The sequence below is a fragment of the Streptomyces sp. NPDC001153 genome, assembly GCF_053598315.1.
The window spans coordinates 161,361-182,631 of the sequence record NZ_JBSFJZ010000010.1 but is presented as its reverse complement, the minus strand read 5'-3'; the positions used below and the strand labels follow the sequence as shown (position 1 = coordinate 182,631).

The window sequence follows — 21,271 nt, the reverse complement described above, 5'->3', positions numbered from 1 at the left end:
GGGCGTGATCCGTTACGACGCCCTGGACGCGCTGCCCGTGCGCTCGGCCCTGCCCGCCCTGACCGAGGCCCTGGAGGACGGCGGCACCGCCGTGCTCGTGGCGCCGCCCGGCACCGGCAAGACGACGCTGGTGCCGCTCGTGCTGGCGGGGCTGGCCGGGGGCGGGCCCGCGCGGCGGATCGTGGTGGCCGAACCGCGCCGGATCGCGGCGCGGGCGGCGGCCCGGCGCATGGCGTGGCTGCTGGGCGAGAAGCCCGGCGAGAGCATCGGCTTCACCGTGCGCGGCGAACGGGCCGTGGGGCGGCACACGCGCGTGGAGGTCGTGACGACCGGTGTGCTGCTGCAGCGGCTGCAACGGAACCAGGAGCTGCCGGGCGTCGACGTCGTCGTCCTCGACGAGTGCCACGAACGGCATCTGGATGCCGACACGGCGGCCGCGTTCCTGTGGGACGTACGGCAGGCGCTGCGGCCGGAGCTGCGGCTGGTGGCCGCGTCGGCGACGACCGACGCCGAGGGCTGGGCGCGGCTGCTGGGCGGGGCGCCCGTGGTCGGGGCGGAGGGCGTCGCGCACCCGGTGGAGGTGGTGTGGGCGCCTCCGGCGCGTCCGGTACGGCCGCCGCACGGGATGCGGGTCGATCCGGCGCTGCTGGCTCATGTGGCGTCGACGGTGCGGCGGGCGCTGGCCGAGCGGGACGGGGACGTGCTGTGCTTCCTGCCCGGTGTGGGCGAGATCGCGCGCGTGGCGGGGCAGCTAGGCGCGCTCGGCGACGTCGACGTGCTCCAGGTGCACGGGCGGGCGTCGGCCGCCGTGCAGGACGCGGTGCTGTCTCCCGCGGGACGGCGCCGGGTGGTGCTGGCGACCTCGGTGGCGGAGTCCTCGCTGACGGTGCCCGGGGTGCGCGTGGTGGTGGATTCCGGGCTCGCGCGTGAGCCCCGGGTGGACCACGCGCGCGGGCTGAGCGGGCTGACGACCATACGGGCGTCGCGGGCGGCCGGGCGGCAGCGGGCGGGGCGGGCCGGGCGGGAGGCGCCGGGGGCGGTGTACCGATGCTGGTCCGAGGCCGAGGACGGGCGTCTGCCGGCGTTTCCGGCGCCGGAGATCAAGGTGGCCGACCTGACCGCGTTCGCCTTGCAGGCGGCCTGCTGGGGCGATCCGGACGCCTCCGGGATGGCGTTGCTCGATCCTCCGCCGGGTGGGGCGATGGCGGCGGCGCGCTCCGCGTTGACGGCGGTGGGGGCGGTGGACTCCGTCGGCCGGGCCACGCCGGTCGGTGAGCGGCTGGCTCGGCTGGGGGTGCACCCTCGGTTGGGGCGGGCGTTGCTGGACACGTCTGGCGGGGGCGCCGAGGTCGTCGCTCTGCTCTCCGAAGAGGTGCCGCGGGACTACGGGGATGATCTTGCGGGCGCGTTGCGGCGTGCCCGGCGTGGTGGTGACGCCTACGCTGCGCGGTGGGCTGCGGAGGTACGGCGGCTGCGGGCCGTCTCACAGGAGTCCCACGTGCCCGACCGACGCCGTCGGCCGGAAGGCGCCGTCCAGGTCGGACCGGGCACCGGTGACGACCAGCTCACCGGGCTCGTCGCCGCGCTCGCCTTTCCCGAGCGTGTCGCCAGGCTCGACGGCGGGTCGTACCTCATGGCCTCCGGTACCCGGGCCGAGCTGCAGGAGGGGTCGGGACTGCGGGGTGCGCCCTGGATCGTCGTCGCCGTCGCCGATCGGCCCTCCGGTACGGGCCACGCGCGCGTGCTGCTCGGGGCCGCCGTGACCGAGGACGTGGCGCGGGCCGCAGCGGGGGCGCTGCTCGACGAGCGGGACGAGGTGCGCTGGGCCGGCGGGGATGTCGTGGCCCGGCACGTCGAACGGCTGGGCGCCATCGAGCTGGCCGTACAGCCGCTGAAGGACGCTGCGCCCGCGTTCGTACGCGCGGCCCTGCTCGAAGGGCTCCGGCAGGAGGGGCTCGGGGTGTTGCGCTGGTCGCCGGAGGCCGAGGTGCTGCGGCAACGGCTGGCGTTCCTTCGGACGCATCTCGGTGAGCCGTGGCCGGACGTGTCCGACGACGCGCTGCACGCGCGCGTGGACGACTGGCTGGAGCCGGAGCTGAGCCGGGCCCGGCGGCGGGCCGATCTCGGCCGGATCGACGCCGGGCAGGCGCTCGCACGGCTGCTGCCCTGGGCGACCGGGGAGGCCGCCCGGCTGGACGAGCTGGCCCCGGAGCGGATCACCGTACCGAGTGGGTCCAGAATCCGGATCGACTACCGGGATCCGGAGCGGCCGGTGCTCGCGGTGAAGCTGCAGGAGATGTTCGGGCTGCGCGAGACGCCGGCCGTCGCGGGCGTGCCGCTGCTCGTGCATCTGCTCTCCCCCGCCGGGCGGCCCGCCGCCGTCACGGCCGACCTCGCCTCCTTCTGGAAGGGCGGCTACCAGGGCGTACGGGCGGAGTTGCGCGGGCGGTATCCGAAGCATCCGTGGCCCGAGGACCCGGCGGCCGCCGAGCCCACACGGCACACCAACGCGCGGCTCAGGCGCTGACCGGTTCGGGTTCGGCGGGCTCCGCGGGCGCCGCGTCCCGGGGGCGGCGGGCGCGGGCCTCCAGCCACAGGGAGAGGGCGAGCAGCAGGACTCCCGCGGTCAGGGAGCCCCAGGGGACGTACGAGGTGAGCATCAGCACCAGGGTGCGGTTGTGCTTGACCAGGGCGACCGTGTGCTCGATGTAGTCCTCGCGCATCTTCACGTCCCCGGCGAAGGCGGTGACCCGGTCCCGGCCGCCGAGCAGGGTGCCGCCGCGCAGTTCCTCCTTGTGGAGTTCCTCGCCGTAGACGGGCGCCCCGGTGACGGGTTCGACCCAGAATCTGCGGACCGTGCTGTACCAGCGCGTGGTGCCGGTCTTGGCGACCGATTCCGGGGTGATGCCCTGGACCGGCATGGTCTTCGGCAGGGGGACCTTGGTCCAGGGGATGGTCTGTTCGAAGTAGTAGACCTTCAGGCCGCGGAAGGTCCGGATGCCCTTGTAGTGGATGGGGTTGGTGGCGCGGGTCTGCGCGTCGAAGTACTCGTAGTCGCGTTTCTGTGTCAGGAAGGGCCACTTGAACTCGATGCCCTGGCGGGTGACGGGGTCGCCGTCGACCATCTCGCCGGTGGCGTGCACGGGGTCCTGGCTGTGGGCGTCGAAGATGTAGCGCTCCGGGACCTTGGAGACCATCTTGCCGTCGGGGCCCTGGACGTAGGAGAGGCTGTCCCAGACCACGACCGGCCGGCCCGCGGTCCCCTCGATCCTCTTCGCGGCGTCCACGTCGCCCTTGAGGGTCTGCACGATGGTGACCTTGGAGACCTGCTTCGCGCGCATCGTGCCGTAGTCGAGGAGGGTGGCGTTCCTGGCCTCGAGAACCATGTCCTGGTACTGGTTCGCGGGGATCCTCGCCAGGCGCGGGAAGGCGTACCAGCGCAGCAGCGGGGCGAGCGCCGCGCAGAAGACGGCGCAGGCGAGCAGGACCAGGCTTGCCTTGCGGCGCATGGAAGGCCTCCCTCCCGGACGGGCGCGGCTACGGATGCGAGGGCACCGTCGTCAGCAGCGGCTTGGGGGATGTACGGCCCGTCGGCGTGCCCATGGCGGTCATCGCCAGGACCAGGACGAGCGCGAGGGCGAGACCGGTCGCGGCGGCGATCAGGGCGCGCATACGGGCCTCCCGGCGGACGGTCGTGTCCTGACGGCTTTCTGATGGATCGTCAGGTTGGGCACCGTAGCAACGGGCGGGTGAGATGAGAACAGCGGTGCACGGACGACCGAGGACGCCCTCCCCGCGGTGCGGAGAGGGCGCCCTGCCGGTTCGCGTGTGTCAGGAGGCGGACGGGCTCGGGGACGGGGACGGGCTCGCCGAGGAGTCGGCGGCGGCGACCTTCAGCTCGACAGTGAGCGTCGCACCGCCGGTGGTGGTGATGCGGAGCAGGAAGGTGCCGGTGGTGTCGTCCGCGTACAGCTTCGGCAGCGTCAGCAGGCCCTTGGCATCCGTCTGCAGGCCGGTGAGCGTGCGTACGGGCTTGCCGTCGGCGTCCTTGAAGTACGGGCCCTTGTCGTTCTCGGTGGCGTCGGTGTCGGACTTGATCAGGGTGGCGGTGGCCGCGACCTTGTCCGCGACGGCGCCCTTGTACGTCGCCTTCACCTGGACCTGGTCGGCGAACTCGCCGCCCGGGGTGCAGGTCAGCGGGGTGTCGCTGGTGCGCGCCAGGGTGTCGGCGGCGCGCTCGGTGACGGTGGCCGTGTAGCCGAGGCCCGTGACCGTGCGGCCCACGACGGTGGCCATGATCTTGAAGTCGCCGGTCTTCTCGCCCGCCTGGAGCGCCGGTGCGAGGGCGACGCCCTTGGCATCGGTGGCGACCGTGGCCACGGTCTCGCCGTCGGCGAAGGTGGCGTCGGTGTCCCCGGTGATGGTGAACCGGATCCTGACCTTGGCGATGGCCTTTCCGGCCTTGGTCTCGGCCCGGGTGCCGATCTGGTCGGTGAAGGCGTGGCCGGCCATCGCGGTGAGCTTGGCGGTGGCCGCGTCCTGCAGGTGGTCCACGGTGTCGGTGGGGGTCTGCGGGGGCGTCGGCGGAACGGGCGGCTTCGGAGGCGTCGGGCTGGGGCTGCCGTGCCCGCCGCCGGGCGTGCTGGGCTTCGGGTCCGGCTTGGTCCTCGGCGCCTTCGAGTGCTTCGGGGACTTGGCGCGCGGGGTGCCGTCGTCGCTGCGGTGGGTGGGCACACCGCCGGTGCCGTCGGGCACGGAGTGGGTGCCCTTGCGGTAGTACTCCAGCCACGACAGGACGGTGTTCAGGTAGTCCTGCGAGCCGTTGTAGCTGAGGATCGCGCTGTGCAGGTCGTCCTCGCGCGAGAGGTCCCAGCCGTTGCGGCACAGGTAGTGGCCCGCGGCGAGGGCGGCGTCGTAGACGTTGTTGGGGTCCTTCTTGCCGTCGCCGTTGCCGTCGCGGCCGGCCCAGGCCCAGGTCGACGGGATGAACTGCATGGGGCCGACGGCCTGGTCGTACTCGGTGTTGCCGTCGTAGACGCCGTGGTCGGTGTCCTTGATGAGCGCGAAGCCGTTGCCGTCGAGCGCCGGGCCCAGGATCCGGCCGATCGTGGTGCCGTTCGCGTCGACCCGGCCGCCGTCGGCCTGGCCCGACTCGACCTTGCCGATCGCGGCGAGCAGCTGCCAGGGCAGGTTGCAGCCGGGCTTGGCGGAACGCAGTTCGGCCTCGGCCTTCTTGTAGGCGTCGAGGACCGTCGCGGGGATGCCGGCCTCGGCATCGCCCTGGGCGACGGGGGTGCCGGTGGCGCTCGGTGAGGGGCTGGGGTTGGGGCTGTTGAGCGGCGGCAGGTCCGTGTAGTACGGCGAGTTGCCGGTGGCGTTGCCGTCGGAGGTCACGGGAGGCACGGGGGCGGAGGCGCCGGCCGTCGCCGGTCTGCCGCGGTCCTCGCCGGGCATTCCCGGAGCCTGGGACGCGGACAGGGCCGCGACCGCTGCCGCGGCCACGGCGGTGGTCGCCGCCCCCTTGCGCAGCCGCCTTCCGAAATGCGCCGCCATCGAGTGAACCCCTCCTGTGGACTCCGTGCGTCCGTCTCCGTCTGCCTGTCTCGCCCTGGTGTGACGGTTGACCCGGTGTTTCGGTTGCCCCTGTGGCGTGCTGCCATCCGCGCGACGCGTGTTCGACCCCGCGCCCGGCAGGTCACGCCGCAGGTGACCCTACGACAACTTGCTTGGCGCCGGGACCGCTTCACGCCCGTATTTCACCCATTGGCCAACTCTCGTTGTCGCGTACGACCGCGCAAGGCGGTCCGCATGCGGGACGGGCCGATCGGCGGATACGGGACGGACGTGATCAGGGGCTCGGCGCCACGGCCGACGACCTTTCCGGGAGGCTCTGTTGCCGTTCACGGCCAGCCATGCGGCGGCCGTGCTGCCCGCGCTCCGCCGGGACGGCACCGGCCGCGGCCGACTGGTGCCTGCCTGCTCGTCGCGGGCTCCTTCGCGCCCGACATGCCCTTCTACGCGGCGAATGTCCTGCCGGGTGGCTTGGAATTCGGCGCGGTCACGCACGCGTTCGCCGGGGTCTTCACGGTCGACGTGCTCATCTCGTGGGCGCTGGTGGGGCTGTGGCTGCTCGTCCGCGAGCCGTTGCTCGCACTGCTGCCCCGGGGCGAGAGGGGCGGCCGGCCGTGCTGCTGCGCTGCGGTGCGGTGCGCCACGCGCGCGTGCCCGTGTGGTCACGGTGGTGCGGTGGTACGTCTCCGCGGCGCCGGGTGCGCTGACCCATGTGGTGTGGGACGCGTTCACGCATCAAGGGCGGTGGGGGACCGGCTGGTTCCGGCCATCGGGCGGGACCGGGTGGTGGGCATGCCGCTGTTCTCGTGGCTGCAGTACGGCTCGTCCGTGCTGGGCGCTGTCGTGATCGCGGCGTTCGCCGGGCGTGCGCTGCGGCGTGCGCCGGGCGGGGTGCCGGTGGGGGTGCCCCTGCCGTCCGTACGGGACCGGTGGTGGGCCGGCGCGGTGCCCGGCGCTGTGCGGTGGCCGGGGCGGTGCAGCGGGCGGCGCGTCGGCAGGTGCTCATGGGGCACCGGAGCGGCCGTGGGAACGGGTACCGGCCCTGTGCTTCGGGGTGGGCGCCGGGCCGGCGGCGGGAGCGCTGCTGTACGCCGTCGGGGTCAGGGTGTGGCGTCGGGGCCCGGTTCGCGACGGCTTCGGCGGTCTCGCCGATCCTGCTGCTCCCGCTGATCCCGGTGATCCCGGTGGTCCCGCTGTTCCCGGTGGTCCCGGTGGGGTGGTCGGTGCGGGCCGGGGGCGGCCGGTCGGTCGGTGAGGGACGCGACGAAGACGGTGAGGGTGCGCCGGGGGCGCGGTCTCGGGATCGCGGTGAGCGCGAGGGCGAGGTAGCCGCGGGCGAGGTCGGCCCACTGGCGCCAGTCGGGGGCGCGGTCCACGGGGGCGGTCAGGCCGGCGAGTCTGTGCCGGAGGTGCGTGGCGGCCCTGCGGACGGTCGCGGTCAGCTCGGCGGGGATGCGGGCGGTGCTTGCGTCGGCCGCGAGGGCCGGGACCGGCGAGGCGGGCATGGCCTGCGCCGAGGCGGTGTCCGCCCAGGCCCGGATGTATGCCTCGGGCGTCCGGCGGTGAAGCATGCGTATACCCATGCCCGCAGTTTTGCGGCTGCGGGGGGTGCGGGGCGTTTTGGCGGGGGCCACGTGAGTGACGGGTCCCTCCGGGGGGTCGGCCGAATTGCCGGTGTGCGGTGGGTTCGGTGCCCTGCCTGTGCAGCGGAGGGGGTGTTGCAGCGAGGCCGGTGGCAACGCCCCCCTCCGCACAGGCGCCGCAGGCTAGTGCGCTGCCGACTCCCAGTCCGGGCCGACGCCGACCGAGACGTCCAGGGGGGCCCGGAGGTGGACGGCGTCGGACATTTCCTGGCGGACGATCTGCTCGGCGGCCGACCGCTCGCCGGGGGCGATCTCCAGGACGATTTCGTCGTGAACCTGCAGGAGCATGCGGGACTTCAGGTCCGCTGCCCGCAGGGCGCTGTCCACCTTGAGCATGGCGATCTTGACGATGTCGGCGGCCGTGCCCTGGATGGGCGCGTTGAGGGCCATGCGCTCGGCCGCCTCGCGGCGCTGGCGGTTGTCGCTGTTGAGGTCGGGGAGGTAGCGGCGGCGGCCGAAGAGGGTCGCCGTGTAGCCGGTCGCACGTGCCTCGTCGACCGCGCGGCGAAGGTAGTCGCGGACTCCGCCGAAGCGCTCGAAGTAGGCGTCCATCAGGGCGCGGGCCTCCGCCGCCTCGATGTTCAGCTGCTGGGACAGGCCGAAGGCGGAGAGGCCGTAGGCCAGGCCGTACGACATCGCCTTGATCTTGCGGCGCATCTCCGCGTCCACCGCGGCGGGCTCCACGCCGAACACCTGGGAGGCGGCCGTGGTGTGCAGGTCCTCTCCGGAGGTGAACGCCCGGATCAGGCCCTCGTCCTCGGAGAGGTGGGCCATCACCCGCAGCTCGATCTGGCTGTAGTCGGCGGTCATCAGGGACTCGAAGCCCTCGCCGACCACGAAGCCGCGGCGGATCGCGCGGCCCTCGTCCGTGCGGACCGGGATGTTCTGCAGGTTCGGGTCCGTGGAGGACAGGCGCCCGGTCGCGGCGACCGTCTGGTTGAAGGTGGTGTGGATACGGCCGTCGCCGGCGACGGTCTTGATCAGGCCCTCGACCGTGACCCGCAGCTTCGCCTGCTCGCGGTGGCGGAGCATGATCACCGGCAGTTCGTTGTCGGTCTGGGTGGCGAGCCAGGCCAGGGCGTCGGCGTCCGTGGTGTAGCCGGTCTTGGTCTTCTTCGTCTTCGGCAGGGCCAGCTCACCGAAGAGGACCTCCTGCAGCTGCTTGGGCGAGCCCAGGTTGAACTCGTGGCCGGCGGCCGCGTGCGCCTCCTTCACGGCCTGCTGCACGGCGCCCGCGAAGGTCTGCTCCATGGCCTCGAGGTGCGCGCGGTCGGCCGCGATGCCGTGGCGCTCCATGCGAGCGAGCAGGGCGGAGGTGGGCAGCTCCATGTCGCGCAGGAGGTCGGCCGCGCCGACCTCCTCCAGGCGGGTCTCGAAGGCCGTACCGAGGTCGAGGACGGCGCGGGCCTGGATCATCAGGGCCTCGGCCTCGGCACCGTCGTCGGCGCCGAAGGCCAGCTGGCCGTCGGCCGCGGCGGCGGGCGTCAGCTCGCGGTGCAGGTACTCCAGGGAGAGCGCGTCCAGGTCGAAGGAGCGGCGGCCCGGCTTGACGAGGTAGGCGGCGAGCGCGGTGTCCATGGACACGCCCTCGACGGACCAGCCGTGCTCGGCGAAGACGCGCATGGCGCCCTTGGCGTTGTGGAACACCTTGGGGCGGCCGGCGTCGGCCAGCCAGGCCGCGAACGCGTTCTCGTCGGCCTCGTCCAGCTCGGCCGGGTCGAACCAGGCGGCCGCTCCCCCGGCGGCGGCCAGGGCGACCTCGGCGACCGAGCCGGTGCCCAGCGCCCAGGTGTCGACGGTGGCGATGCCCAGGGTCTCGGTGCCGTGTTCGGTGAGCCAGGGGGCCAGCTCGCCGGTGCGCAGGATCTTGCCGTCCATCTCCACGCCGTCGGTGGTGATCGGCGTGGTCTCGGCCTCCTCGGCGCCGGGGTCGACGGCGAAGAGACGCTCGCGCAGGGACGGGTTGCGGATCTCCAGGGTGTCCAGGACCATCGTGACGGCCTTGCGGTCGTACGCGGCCCGCTCCAGGTCGGCGACCGCCCTGGGCAGCTCGACCTCGCGCTCCAGCTCCGTGAGGACGCGGTTGAGCTTGACCGACTCCAGGTGGTCGCGGAGGTTCTGCCCGGCCTTGCCCTTGACCTCGTCGACGCGCTCGACCAGCTCCGCGAACGAGCCGAACTGGTTGATCCACTTCGCCGCGGTCTTCTCGCCGACGCCGGGGATGCCGGGGAGGTTGTCGGACGGGTCGCCGCGCAGGGCCGCGAAGTCCGGGTACTGGGCGGGCGTCAATCCGTACTTCTCGAAAACCTTCTCCGGGGTGAACCGGGTCAGCTCCGAGACGCCCTTCGTCGGGTAGAGCACGGTGATGTTGTCGGTGACCAGCTGGAAGGAGTCGCGGTCGCCGGTGACGATCAGCACCTCGAAGCCCGCGGCCTCGGCCTGGGTGGCGAGGGTGGCGATGACGTCGTCCGCCTCGTACCCCTCCACGGCGAAGCGGGGGGCGTGCATCGCGTCGAGGAGCTCGCCGATCAGCTCGACCTGCCCCTTGAACTCGTCCGGGGTCTTGGAGCGGTTCGCCTTGTACTCGGTGAACCGCTCGGAGCGCCAGGTCCTGCGCGAGACGTCGAAGGCCACCGCGAAGTGCGTGGGCGCCTCGTCACGCAGGGTGTTGGCCAGCATCGACGCGAAGCCGTAGATCGCGTTCGTCGGCTGGCCGGTCGCGGTCGTGAAGTTCTCCGCGGGCAGCGCGAAGAACGCGCGGTAGGCCAGCGAGTGCCCGTCCATGAGCATCAGCCGGGGACGGGGGCCGCCGGGGATCTTGTCGGTCTTGTTCGATGCTGTCTCTGCCACGTCCCCGATCCTGCCACGCCCCACTGACACTCCGGTCCGGGACCGGATGGCGGGCTGCGCAGGGTTGCCCTCGGTCACCGAGAGTGCCGGTGTTCCCGTATGCCCTCCGGGCACGGTTGTCGGTGCCCCGTGGGAGGATCGGCACCGTACTTCCCACACGCAGCCGAAGGGGACCGCGCGATGGCGACCAAGCCACCCAAGGGTGATCCGGTTCAGGACGCGCCGCAGGTCGCGGAGCCGAAACACGCGGCGGCGGGACTGCCCGCCATCGGGCACACGCTGCGCATCGCCCAGCAGCAGATGGGCGTGCGGCGCACGGCGCTGACGTTGCTGCGGGTGAACCAGAAGGACGGTTTCGACTGCCCGGGCTGCGCCTGGCCGGAGCCGGACCACCGGCACAAGGCGGAGTTCTGCGAGAACGGCGCGAAGGCGGTGGCCGAGGAGGCCACCCTGCGCCGGGTCACCCCGGAGTTCTTCGCCGCGCACTCGGTGGCCGACCTGGCGACGAGGAGCGGGTACTGGCTGGGCCAGCAGGGCCGGCTCACGCACCCCATGTACCTCCCCGAGGGCGGCACGCACTACGAGCCGGTCGGCTGGGAGCGCGCCTTCGGCATCGTCGCCGAGGAGATCGCCGCCCTGTCCTCCCCCGACGAGGCGGTCTTCTACACCTCGGGCCGCACCAGCAACGAGGCCGCGTTCCTGTACCAGCTGTTCGCCCGCGAGCTGGGCACGAACAACCTGCCGGACTGCTCCAACATGTGCCACGAGTCCTCCGGCTCGGCACTCAACGAGACCATCGGCATCGGCAAGGGCAGCGTCCTGCTGGAGGACCTCCACAAGGCCGACCTGATCATCGTCGCGGGACAGAACCCGGGGACGAACCATCCCCGCATGCTCTCCGCCCTGGAGAAGGCCAAGGCGAACGGCGCGAGGATCATCAGCGTCAATCCGCTGCCCGAGGCGGGCCTCGAGCGGTTCAAGAACCCGCAGACCCCGCAGGGCCTGCTGAAGGGCGCCGCCCTCACCGATCTGTTCCTGCAGATCCGCATCGGCGGCGACCAGGCCCTCTTCCGCCTCCTCAACAAGCTGATCCTCGAGACGGACGGCGCGGTCGACGAGGAGTTCGTCCGCGAACACACCCATGGATTCGAGGAGTTCGCCGCGGCCGCCCGTGCCGCCGACTGGGACGAGACCCTGAAGGCGACGGGCCTCACGCGCGCGGAGATCGAGCAGGCCCTCGGCATGGCGCTCGCCTCGAAGCGCACCATCGTCTGCTGGGCCATGGGCCTCACCCAGCACAAGCACGCCGTCCCGACCATCCGCGAGGTCGTCAACTTCCTGCTGCTGCGCGGCAACATCGGCCGGCCGGGCGCGGGCGTGTGCCCGGTGCGCGGGCACAGCAACGTACAGGGCGACCGCACCATGGGCATCTTCGAGCGGCCCGCCCCGGCCTTCCTGGACGCGCTGGAGAAGGAGTTCGGGTTCGCGCCACCGCGCGAGCACGGCTTCGACGTCGTACGGGCCATCCAGGCGCTGCGCGACGGCGAGGCGAAGGTGTTCTTCGCCATGGGCGGCAACTTCGTCTCCGCCTCCCCCGACACCGAGGTCACCGAGGCCGCGATGCGACGGGCGCGACTGACGGTGCACGTGTCGACCAAGCTCAACCGCTCGCACGTGGTCACGGGCGCGCGGGCGCTGATCCTGCCCACGCTGGGCCGCACCGAGCGGGATCTGCAGGCGAGCGGCGAGCAGTTCGTGACCGTCGAGGACTCGATGGGCATGGTGCACGCCTCGCGCGGGCGGCTGGCGCCGGCGAGCCCGCGGCTGAAGTCGGAGCCCGCGATCGTCTGCGGCCTCGCGCGCCGTGTGCTCGGGGAGAGCAGCGTCGTGCCGTGGGAGGAGTTCGAGAAGGACTACGCCACGATCCGTGACCGCATCGCGCGCGTGGTCCCCGGTTTCGCGGACTTCAACGCGCGCGTGGCCCGCCCGGGCGGCTTCGCGCTGCCGCACGCCCCGCGCGACGAGCGCCGTTTCCCGACCGCCACCGGCAAGGCGAACTTCACGGCGGCGCCCGTGGAGTACCCCGAACTGCCCGAGGGCCGGCTGCTGTTGCAGACCCTGCGCTCGCACGACCAGTACAACACCACGATCTACGGCCTGGACGACCGCTACCGGGGCATCACGGGCGGCCGCCGGGTGGTGCTGGTGAACCCCGAGGACGCGCGGGCGCTCGGGTTCACCGAGGGGTCGTACGTCGACCTGGTGAGCGAGTGGAAGGACGGCGTGGAGCGGCGGGCGCCCGGTTTCCGGGTCGTGCACTACCCGACGACCCGGGGATGCGCGGCGGCGTACTACCCGGAGACGAACGTCCTGGTCCCGCTCGACGCGACCGCCGACACCAGCAACACCCCGGCCAGCAAGTCCGTGGTCGTACGTCTCGAAGGTCACACCGGGCAGGCGGAGGGCCGTCTGGAACAATCGGCGACCGACTGAGCGTTTGCTCAGTCGACCGACAGATGTACGACGAAGGAGCTGGGCCCATGGGCGAGCAGCAGCAGGTGAGATTCCCGCAGCAGGTCATCGACGAGTACGCGGCGCTCGGCGTCGACCTGCCCGCCCTGTTCTCGGCCGGGCATCTCGGCACGCGGATGGGTGTGCAGATCCTGGAGGCCTCGGCGGAGAAGGTCGTCGGGACCATGCCGGTGGAGGGCAACACCCAGCCGTACGGCCTGCTGCACGGCGGTGCCTCGGCGGTGCTGGCGGAGACGCTCGGCTCGGTCGGCTCCATGCTGCACGGCGGCAGCTCGAAGATCGCCGTCGGCGTGGACCTGAACTGCACGCACCACCGCGGGGTCCGCTCGGGCCTGGTCACCGGTGTGGCCACGCCGGTGCACCGGGGCCGTTCGACGGCGACGTACGAGATCGTCATCAGCGACGAGCAGGGCCGCCGTGTGTGCAGCGCCCGGCTGACCTGTCTGCTGCGGGACGCCCGGCCGGGCGACGCGGCGCAGGTACCGCCCACGGCGGACTGACCGGCCGGCACCACACCACTGCCCCGCCGGCCGAACAGCCGGCACCGGACCGTTGCCCCCCGCCGCCCCTCCCCTTAGTTTCTGCTCATGGGACGGCGAGGGGACCCCCGGCCGGGGGTGAGGTTCCTGGTGCTCGGGCCGGCGCTGTCGGCACTTGTGTGGACGGCGGCGTGCGACCGGCCCGCCGCCCCCGGAACGGCTGCCCGCTCCTCCCCCTCGGAGAGTTCCTCCCCCTCTCCTGCGAAGACCTCTGCCGCGGACCTGTGCACCCGCCTCGTCGTGCACTGGTCCCGCAAGGTGCTCGACGGCAGCACCTACGGCGACTACCAGTCGATGGGTTTGTCCAGCGGGGAGTACGAGATCCTGCGGGACGTCGTGAAAGCCGCGCGCGCCGTGAGGGGGCGACAAGGCGATTCGTCCGCAGAGGAGTTGATCGGCCGTCAGGCGCGCGCGGCCTGCGTCGAGCGCTATCGCCATGGCGCTCCGACCGAAAGCCCCTGGCAATGAGCGGCATCGGTCCCGTGGAGCCCGGCGAGGGCACACATGCGTGGGACGCTCGGCAGCCGGCAGCCCCAACTCCAGGCCTCCCAGGCCGGATTCGCTCGGTCCTGGCGGCCCGTTACGGCCGCCACCGGCGTGCCGTCCTTGCGTTCACTGCGGCGGCCGCCCTCCTGACCGGCGGCGGTTATCTCTACGCCACCCGGCCTCAGAAGCCGCCACCGCCCCCGGCTCCCTACCCCGCCCAGGCGGTGGTGGTGGAGTATGTGGGCGGCCGGACGACTCCGGCGGGCGCCCTGCCCCGCAGTTTCAGCTTCGCTGTGCTACTGAGCGTGGAGTCGGGGCCGCCGGTCACGGTGACCCGGGTGACCCAGCCGTACGCGGGACTCTCGCTGGTGACGGACCCGCGAACGCCGTTCCGGACAAAGGCAGGTTCGGACCGCAAGATCACGATAACCATGCACGTGACGCAATGCGGAAAAGTACCTATGGACGCCGGACTGCCTTTCCTGGATGTAACTCTGCGTAATACGCGCGCAATGCAGATTCAGAGCTACATCCTCGGTCCGCGCTACGCGCAACACCTCTCCCATGCCCTCGAAGTCGCCTGCAGCAACAGTGCCACGTCATTACCAAAACCCTCGAGACACCTGAATTGATCATGGTGGATCCAGCGGGTTCTCACATTGCGGACAGAGCGAATCGGCCTTAATTCCGCTCTATCCCCCACGGCGTACCGCTCTGCATTACGTCGTGTCATAACAAGAGCGTCACAGCCTTGGTCAAGCTCTCCTCCACATTCCCCGCACACGCTTAGAGTCACGGCCAGTCACCGCGCCCTCGATCTCCTCTTCGGCTCGTCACTTCGGGCAGGCGCGCGGCTCGACCGCTTCCACAGGGATGCGGTCGTCCTGGGGAAAGGACTGATCGTGCGTCAACGTTCGCTCATCGCCATCACCGCCGCGCTGGCAGCGGGAGCACTCACCCTCACGGCCTGCGGCTCGCGCGACAGCGGCGGAAAGGGCTCGGACTCCGGCAAGGGCGGCGGCACCACCGTCACCATCGGCGTCGACGCCCCGCTGACCGGCGACCTGTCCGCGCTCGGCCTGGGCATCAAGAACTCGGTGGACCTCGCGGTCAACACCGCGAACAAGAAGAACTACGTCAAGGGCGTCACCTTCAAGATCGTGGCCAAGGACGACCAGGCCCAGCCCTCCTCCGGGCAGTCGAACGCCACCGCGTTCGTCGGCGACAACAGCGTCCTCGGCGTGGTCGGCCCGCTGAACTCGTCCGTGGCCCAGTCGATGCAGAAGGTCTTCGACGACGCCAAGCTGGTCGAGGTCTCGCCGGCCAACACCAACCCCGCCCTGACCCAGGGCACCAACTGGCAGACGTCGAAGGCGCGTCCGTACAAGTCGTACTTCCGCACGGCGACCACGGACGCCATCCAGGGCCCCTTCGCCGCCCAGTACGTCTACAACACGGCCAAGAAGACCAAGGTCTTCGTCATCGACGACAAGAAGACCTACGGCGCCGGCCTCGCCGCCACCTTCACCGACGAGTTCAAGAAGCTCGGCGGCAAGGTCGTCGGCACCGAGCACATCAACCCCGACACCAAGGACTACTCCGCGGTCGCCACCAAGGTGAAGTCCTCGGGCGCCGACGTGGTCTACTACGGCGGCGAGTACCCGCAGGCCGGTCCGCTCAGCAAGCAGATCAAGTCGGCGGGCGCCAACGTCCCGCTGGTCGGCGGTGACGGTATCTACGACCCCACCTTCATCAAGCTCGCGGGCAGCGCCGCCACCGGTGACCTCGCCACCTCGGTCGGCGCCCCGGTCGAGACCCTGGCCTCCGCCAAGCAGTTCGTCGCCGACTACAAGGCGGGGGGCTACAAGGAGGACTACGCGGCCTACGGCGGCTACTCCTACGACTCGGCCTGGTCGATCATCGAAGCGGTGAAGAAGGTCGTCGACGCCAACGGCGGCAAGCTGCCGTCCGACGCCCGCGCCAAGGTCACCGCCGCGATGCAGAACGTCTCCTTCGACGGTGTGACCGGCAAGGTCTCCTTCGACGAGTTCGGTGACGCGACCAACAAGCAGCTCACCGTCTACAAGGTCGACGGCGGCGCCTGGAAGGCTGCCCAGTCCGGCACGTACACCCCCAGCAGCTGACCCACACCCGCATCCACAGAGCCGCGCGGGGCGCTGTTCCACTGGCGCCCCGCGCGTCCTCGCATCCGGCCCCATCCGTCGAAGCTTTCCGAACCTCTCGGAGGACATGCGGTGAACGAACTGCCGCAGCAGCTGGTCAACGGCCTGCTACTGGGATCCATGTACGGGCTGGTCGCCATCGGCTACACGATGGTCTATGGCATCGTCCAGCTCATCAACTTCGCCCACGGCGAGATCTTCATGACCGGCGCCTTCGGCGCGCTCACGGTCTACGCGTACATACTGCCTGACGGCACCTCGATGTGGGTCGCCCTGCCCCTCATGCTGGTGGGCGCGGTCCTGGTCGCCGTCCTGGTCGCCGTCGGAGCGGAACGGTTCGCCTACCGTCCCCTGCGCACCGCCCCCCGTCTCGCCCCCCTCATCACCGCGATCGGCCTCTCCCTGGCCCTGCAGCAGGCCGTGTGGGCCTGGTACCCCCAAGCGAAGTCCGCCCGCACCTTCCCGACGATTCCGGGCGGCCCCTTCGACATCGGCAGCGTCACGATCCAGACCGGTGACATCTTCCTGGTGATCGCGGCCCCGCTCAGCATGGCCTTCCTCGCCTACTTCGTGATGCGCACCCGTACCGGCCGCGGCATGCAGGCCACCGCCCAGGATCCGGACACCGCGAAGCTGATGGGTGTCAACACCGACCGGATCATCGTGATCGCGTTCGCTCTCGGCGCCGCCTTCGCGGCCGTCGGAGGCGTCGCCTACGGCCTCAAGTACGGCCAGATCGACTTCAAGATGGGCTTCCTCCTCGGTCTCAAGGCCTTCACCGCGGCCGTCCTCGGCGGCATCGGAAACATCTACGGCGCCATGCTCGGCGGTCTCGTCCTCGGTGTGGCCGAGGCCCTGTCCACCGCCTACATCGCGAACATCCCCGGCATGGACAAGTTCGGCAGCCAGTCCTGGGCCGACGTCTGGGCCTTCGTACTCCTCATCCTCGTACTGCTGTTCAGGCCGCAGGGCCTGCTCGGCGAACGCGTCGCGGACAGGGCGTGACACCGATGACCACACAGACCACCACATCCGACACCCCCGAGACGCCGGAAACCCCGAGCGCACCCGCCACCGCCCCGTCCGGCCTGATCGGTCTGCCGGCCCCGCTCGGCAGGGCCCTCGCCACCGGCGGCGGCGCCCTCGCGATCGTCTCCACGTTCCTGTCCTGGACCTGGACCGCCGACTTCCCCGGTGACCTCACCGTCTACGGCTACCCGGGCGGCCTGCAGGTCCTGGTGCTGATCGGAGGCATCCTCACCACCCTGTTCGGCCTCGCCTCCTACGGCGTCAGGGGCCTCGGGTGGCTGACGCCCGGAAGCGCCGACGCGGCCCTGAAGCTGGCCGCGCTCGGTACCTTCGCCACCGCCTGGTACACCGTCATCGCCATCAGCGACGAGCTCGGCGGCCTGGTGAACCTGGAGCCCGGCGGCTTCGTCGTGGCCGTCGCCACCCTGGCCGCCCTGCTCGGCGCGCTGGCCCTGCCGTTCGAACGGCCGGAGCCCGACCTCGCCGACCCGGACGACCGCGGCTGGGAGCTGTTCCGGCACAACTCCCGGCAGAAATGGAACATCTTCAAGGCGGCCTTCGTCGCCAAGGCCCCGGAACCGGCGCGCACCCTGCCGGCCTATGCCGAGATCCTCGTCATCGTCGCGGCCATGGCCGTGGGCCTGTGGGTCTTCAGCTACGGCGTCAGCACACCGTACGACGAGCTGTTCATCGGCTTCCTCATCACCGCCGGCTTCGGCTTCGCCGCCCTCTCCAAGGCCGGGCTCGTGGCCCGGGTCTCGGCGATCACCGCGAAGCACCGCACCGTCACCATGACCGGCGCCTTCGTCGCCGCCGCGGCCTTCCCCTTCACCCAGTCCAACGACCAGTACGCGACGATCGGCGTCTACATCCTGATCTTCGCGACCGTCGCGCTGGGCCTGAACATCGTCGTCGGCCTCGCCGGCCTCCTCGACCTCGGTTACGTCGCCTTCCTCGGCGTCGGCGCCTACACCGCGGCCCTGGTCTCCGGCTCGCCGTCCTCCCCCCTGCACGTCAACTGGCCGTTCTGGGCCTCGGCGTTGCTCGGCGCGGTCGTCGCCATGATCTTCGGCGTCGTCATCGGCGCCCCGACCCTGCGACTGCGCGGCGACTACCTGGCCATCGTCACCCTCGGCTTCGGTGAGATCTTCCGCATCACCGTCCTCAACATGGACGGCACCTCGGGCCCGGACGTCACCAACGGCTCCAACGGCATCTCCTCGATCCCGAACCTGAACATCGCCGGCTTCGACTTCGGCCAGGAGCACCAGATCCTGGGCACCACCATCGGCCGGTTCGCCAACTACCTGCTGCTGATGCTGATCATCACGTTCATCGTGGTCGTGGTGTTCCGGCGCAGCAGCGACTCCCGCATCGGCCGCGCCTGGATCGCCATCCGCGAGGACGAGACCGCGGCGCTCGCCATGGGCATCAACGGCTTCCGGGTCAAACTCATCGCCTTCGCCCTGGGCGCCTGCCTGGCCGGTCTCTCCGGCTCCGTCCAGGGCCACGTCACCTACACCGTGACCCCCGAGCAGTACCAGTTCGCCTACGCCGTACCACCCAACTCGGCCTTCCTGCTGGCCGCGGTGGTCCTCGGCGGCATGGGCACCATCGCCGGTCCGCTGGTCGGCGCGTCCCTGCTGTACCTGATCCCGGCCAAGCTGCAGTTCCTGGGCGACTACCAGCTCTTCGCCTTCGGCGTCACCCTCATCCTGCTGATGCGCTTCCGTCCGGAGGGCCTCATCCCCAACCGGCGCCGCCAGCTCGAGTTCCACGAAGAGGCCGAAGCACCCGCCGTCCTCACCAAGGCAGGGGCCTGACCACGATGACTACCGACACCACCACCAAGGACGCCGTCCCCGGCGCCTCCGCACCCGGCGAGGTCGTGCTGGACGCCCGCGGCGTGACCATGCGCTTCGGTGGCCTCACCGCCGTACGCAATGTCGACTTCACCGTCCAGAGCGGCGAGATCGTCGGCCTGATCGGCCCCAACGGCGCCGGCAAGACGACCTTCTTCAACTGCCTGACCGGCCTGTACGTGCCCACCGAGGGCGAGGTCCGCTACAAGGGCCAGGTGCTCCCGCCCAAGTCCTTCAAGGTCACCGCGGCCGGCATCGCCCGCACCTTCCAGAACATCCGGCTGTTCGCGAACATGACGGTCCTGGAGAACGTCCTGGTCGGCCGGCACACCCGCACCAAGGAAGGCCTGTGGTCCGCGCTGCTGCGCGGCCCCGGATTCCACCGCGCCGAGAAGGCCTCCCGCGAACGCGCCATGGAACTCCTGGAGTTCGTGGGCCTGGAGAAGAAGGCCGAGCACCTCGCCCGCAACCTCCCCTACGGCGAGCAGCGCAAGCTGGAGATCGCCCGCGCGCTGGCCAGCGAGCCCGGACTGCTGCTGCTCGACGAACCGACGGCCGGCATGAACCCGCAGGAGACCCGGGCCACCGAGGAACTGGTCCTCGCCATCCGGGACAAGGGAATCGCCGTCCTCGTCATCGAGCACGACATGCGCTTCATCTTCAACCTCTGCGACCGCGTGGCCGTCCTGGTGCAGGGCGAGAAACTGGTCGAGGGTGACAGCGCCACCGTCCAGGGCGACGAACGCGTCATCGCGGCCTACCTCGGCGAGCCCTTCGAGAACGCGCCCGGCGACGAAGAGGTGGCCGAGGTGGAGGCCGCCGAGGCCAACGCCGAGGCCGGTGAGGCAGCCGAGTCTGCTGAGGCTACTGAGTCTGTTGAGGCGGACGCCGAGACCACGACCGACGCCGCGCCCGGCAAGGAGAACGACCGATGACCGCACTGCTCGAAGTGGAGGACCTGAGGGTCGCCTACGGCAAGATCGAAGCCGTCAAGGGCATCTCCTTCAAGGTCGAGGCCGGTCAGGTGGTCACCCTCATCGGCACCAACGGCGCCGGCAAGACCACCACCCTGCGCACGCTCTCCGGCCTGCTGAAGCCGGTCGGCGGCCAGATCCGGTTCAACGGCAAGTCGCTGAAGAAGGTCCCCGCCCACCAGGTGGTCTCCCTGGGCCTCGCCCACTCCCCCGAGGGGCGGCACATCTTCCCGCGCATGACCATCGAGGACAATCTGCGCCTCGGCGCGTTCCTGCGCGGCGACAAGCCCGGCATCGAGAAGGACATCCAGCGCGCCTACGACCTCTTCCCCATCCTGGGCGAGCGGCGCAAGCAGGCCGCGGGCACCCTCTCCGGCGGTGAGCAGCAGATGCTGGCGATGGGGCGCGCCCTGATGTCCCAGCCGAAGCTGCTCATGCTGGACGAGCCGTCGATGGGCCTGTCGCCGATCATGATGCAGAAGATCATGGCGACGATCGCCGAGCTGAAGTCCCAGGGCACGACGATCCTGCTGGTGGAGCAGAACGCCCAGGCGGCGCTCTCGCTCGCCGACGAGGGCCATGTCATGGAGGTCGGCAACATCGTGCTGTCCGGCACGGGGCAGGACCTGCTGCACGACGAGTCGGTCCGCAAGGCCTATCTGGGCGAGGACTGACCGTCACGACGGCAAAGGCCCGCGCCCCCTTCTCCGGGGCGCGGGCCTTTGCCGTACGGGTCAGCCCTTCTTGGCCGCCTTCTTCTCCTCGTTGTCCGCGATCACAGCCTCCGCGACCTGCTGCATCGACATCCGCCGGTCCATCGAGGTCTTCTGGATCCAGCGGAACGCGGCCGGCTCGGTCAGGCCGTACTCGGTCTGGAGGATCGACTTCGCCCGGTCCACCAGCTTGCGGGTCTCCAGACGCTGGGTGAGGTCGGCGACCTCCTGCTCCAGCTGCTTCAGCTCGGTGAAGCGGGAGACGGCCATCTCGATGGCCGGGACGACATCGCTCTTGCTGAACGGCTTGACCAGGTACGCCATGGCGCCGGCGTCCCGGGCGCGCTCGACGAGGTCGCGCTGTGAGAAGGCGGTGAGCATCAGCACCGGCGCGATGGACTCCTCGGCGATCTTCTCGGCCGCGGAGATGCCGTCCAGCCTGGGCATCTTCACGTCCATGATCACCAGGTCGGGCCGGTGCTCGCGGGCCAGCTCGACGGCCTGCTCACCGTCCCCGGCCTCGCCTACGACGGTGTACCCCTCCTCCTCCAGCATCTCTTTCAGGTCGAGCCGGATCAGGGCCTCGTCCTCGGCGATGACGACACGGGTCGTCAGCGGAGGCACGTGCGACTTGTCGTCGTCGGGCGCGTCTACGGGCTGGGGCGACTCGGCGGTCACGGGGGCTCCTCGTTCCAGGCAGGGGTACTGCTGACAAGAGCCTACCTAGCTACGGTATGGTGGACGCGCGGAGGGTCGGGGGAAACCTTGGATTCTGCGAGCCCCGGTAGCCCAATTGGCAGCAGGCAACGGATTCAAAACCCGTACAGTGTCGGTTCGAGTCCGACCCGGGGCACTTTTCCTTGGATTCCAAGGTCAGCGTTCCGGATGG

General features: G+C 71.0%; 16 protein-coding genes, 1 tRNA gene and 1 pseudogene. 13 read left to right on the top strand and 5 right to left on the bottom strand.

What is annotated here, in order from left to right; translation table 11 throughout:
* Positions 1-4: 4 nt before the first annotated feature.
* Positions 5-2,527 (top strand): ATP-dependent helicase HrpB, encoded by a 2,523-nt coding sequence (gene hrpB / locus ACWDEN_RS14140; RefSeq protein WP_450859077.1) that lies wholly within the window; start codon positions 5-7, stop codon positions 2,525-2,527.
* Here the strand turns inward: hrpB and ACWDEN_RS14135 are convergent.
* From ACWDEN_RS14135 to ACWDEN_RS14125, 3 genes are all read right to left on the bottom strand, one after another.
* Entirely contained in the window at positions 2,517-3,509 is a 993-nt protein-coding gene (locus tag ACWDEN_RS14135) for a DUF3068 domain-containing protein (protein ID WP_450859075.1), read from the bottom strand. The two genes, hrpB and ACWDEN_RS14135, sit on opposite strands and share 11 nt — an antisense overlap.
* A 28-nt stretch (positions 3,510-3,537) precedes the next feature.
* Positions 3,538-3,672 (bottom strand): SPW_0924 family protein, encoded by a 135-nt coding sequence (locus ACWDEN_RS14130; RefSeq protein WP_107440881.1) that lies wholly within the window; start codon positions 3,670-3,672, stop codon positions 3,538-3,540.
* Between the two features lie 159 nt (positions 3,673-3,831).
* Positions 3,832-5,553: a lytic murein transglycosylase gene (locus ACWDEN_RS14125; RefSeq protein WP_450859073.1), complete on the bottom strand. Its 1,722-nt coding sequence runs from the start codon at positions 5,551-5,553 to the stop codon at positions 3,832-3,834.
* 340 nt (positions 5,554-5,893) lie between these two features.
* Between ACWDEN_RS14125 and ACWDEN_RS14120 the strand changes: the two are divergent.
* Positions 5,894-6,826: pseudogene (locus tag ACWDEN_RS14120) on the top strand (DUF4184 family protein).
* A gap of 158 nt (positions 6,827-6,984) precedes the next feature.
* Positions 6,985-7,137 (top strand): hypothetical protein, encoded by a 153-nt coding sequence (locus ACWDEN_RS14115; RefSeq protein WP_351612072.1) that lies wholly within the window; start codon positions 6,985-6,987, stop codon positions 7,135-7,137.
* Positions 7,138-7,337: 200 nt separating this feature from the next.
* On the opposite strand, the gene polA is transcribed toward ACWDEN_RS14115, so the two are convergent.
* Entirely contained in the window at positions 7,338-10,064 is a 2,727-nt protein-coding gene (gene polA, locus ACWDEN_RS14110; RefSeq protein WP_450859071.1) for a DNA polymerase I, read from the bottom strand.
* A gap of 180 nt (positions 10,065-10,244) precedes the next feature.
* On the opposite strand from polA, the gene ACWDEN_RS14105 reads away from it, so the two are divergent.
* The 9 genes from ACWDEN_RS14105 to ACWDEN_RS14065 all read left to right on the top strand — a co-directional run bounded on the left by ACWDEN_RS14105 (position 10,245) and on the right by ACWDEN_RS14065 (position 20,343).
* Positions 10,245-12,557 carry an FdhF/YdeP family oxidoreductase gene (locus ACWDEN_RS14105; protein ID WP_351612068.1) on the top strand — a complete coding sequence of 771 codons (2,313 nt, stop codon included), beginning with the start codon at positions 10,245-10,247 and terminating at the stop codon, positions 12,555-12,557.
* A 47-nt stretch (positions 12,558-12,604) separates the two neighbouring features.
* Positions 12,605-13,096, top strand: a complete 492-nt coding sequence (locus tag ACWDEN_RS14100) for a hotdog fold thioesterase (RefSeq protein WP_351612066.1) — start codon at positions 12,605-12,607, stop codon at positions 13,094-13,096.
* A 279-nt stretch (positions 13,097-13,375) separates the two neighbouring features.
* Positions 13,376-13,603: a hypothetical protein gene (locus ACWDEN_RS14095; protein WP_450859068.1), complete on the top strand. Its 228-nt coding sequence runs from the start codon at positions 13,376-13,378 to the stop codon at positions 13,601-13,603.
* Positions 13,600-14,253, top strand: a complete 654-nt coding sequence (locus ACWDEN_RS14090; RefSeq protein WP_351612061.1) for a Tat pathway signal sequence domain protein — start codon at positions 13,600-13,602, stop codon at positions 14,251-14,253. The genes ACWDEN_RS14095 and ACWDEN_RS14090 overlap by 4 nt, the downstream gene beginning before the upstream one ends.
* 270 nt (positions 14,254-14,523) lie before the next feature.
* On the top strand, positions 14,524-15,765 hold the full coding sequence (locus tag ACWDEN_RS14085; RefSeq protein WP_351612059.1) for a branched-chain amino acid ABC transporter substrate-binding protein: 1,242 nt from the start codon (positions 14,524-14,526) through the stop codon (positions 15,763-15,765).
* A 111-nt stretch (positions 15,766-15,876) separates the two neighbouring features.
* Positions 15,877-16,809 (top strand): branched-chain amino acid ABC transporter permease, encoded by a 933-nt coding sequence (locus ACWDEN_RS14080; RefSeq protein ID WP_351612057.1) that lies wholly within the window; start codon positions 15,877-15,879, stop codon positions 16,807-16,809.
* Positions 16,810-16,814: 5 nt separating this feature from the next.
* A complete protein-coding gene (locus ACWDEN_RS14075; RefSeq protein ID WP_351612054.1) occupies positions 16,815-18,656 on the top strand; it encodes a branched-chain amino acid ABC transporter permease in 1,842 nt (613 codons plus the stop codon).
* A gap of 5 nt (positions 18,657-18,661) precedes the next feature.
* Complete coding sequence (locus tag ACWDEN_RS14070; protein WP_351612052.1) at positions 18,662-19,630, top strand: ABC transporter ATP-binding protein; 969 nt, start codon at positions 18,662-18,664, stop codon at positions 19,628-19,630.
* Positions 19,627-20,343, top strand: a complete 717-nt coding sequence (locus ACWDEN_RS14065) for an ABC transporter ATP-binding protein (RefSeq protein ID WP_351612049.1) — start codon at positions 19,627-19,629, stop codon at positions 20,341-20,343. The genes ACWDEN_RS14070 and ACWDEN_RS14065 overlap by 4 nt, the downstream gene beginning before the upstream one ends.
* 60 nt (positions 20,344-20,403) lie before the next feature.
* Here the strand turns inward: ACWDEN_RS14065 and ACWDEN_RS14060 are convergent, their stop codons facing one another.
* Complete coding sequence (locus ACWDEN_RS14060) at positions 20,404-21,060, bottom strand: ANTAR domain-containing response regulator (protein WP_351612046.1); 657 nt, start codon at positions 21,058-21,060, stop codon at positions 20,404-20,406.
* Positions 21,061-21,160: 100 nt separating this feature from the next.
* Between ACWDEN_RS14060 and ACWDEN_RS14055 the strand changes: the two genes are divergently transcribed.
* Positions 21,161-21,235 (top strand) — tRNA-Leu (locus ACWDEN_RS14055).
* Positions 21,236-21,271 lie beyond the last annotated feature (36 nt).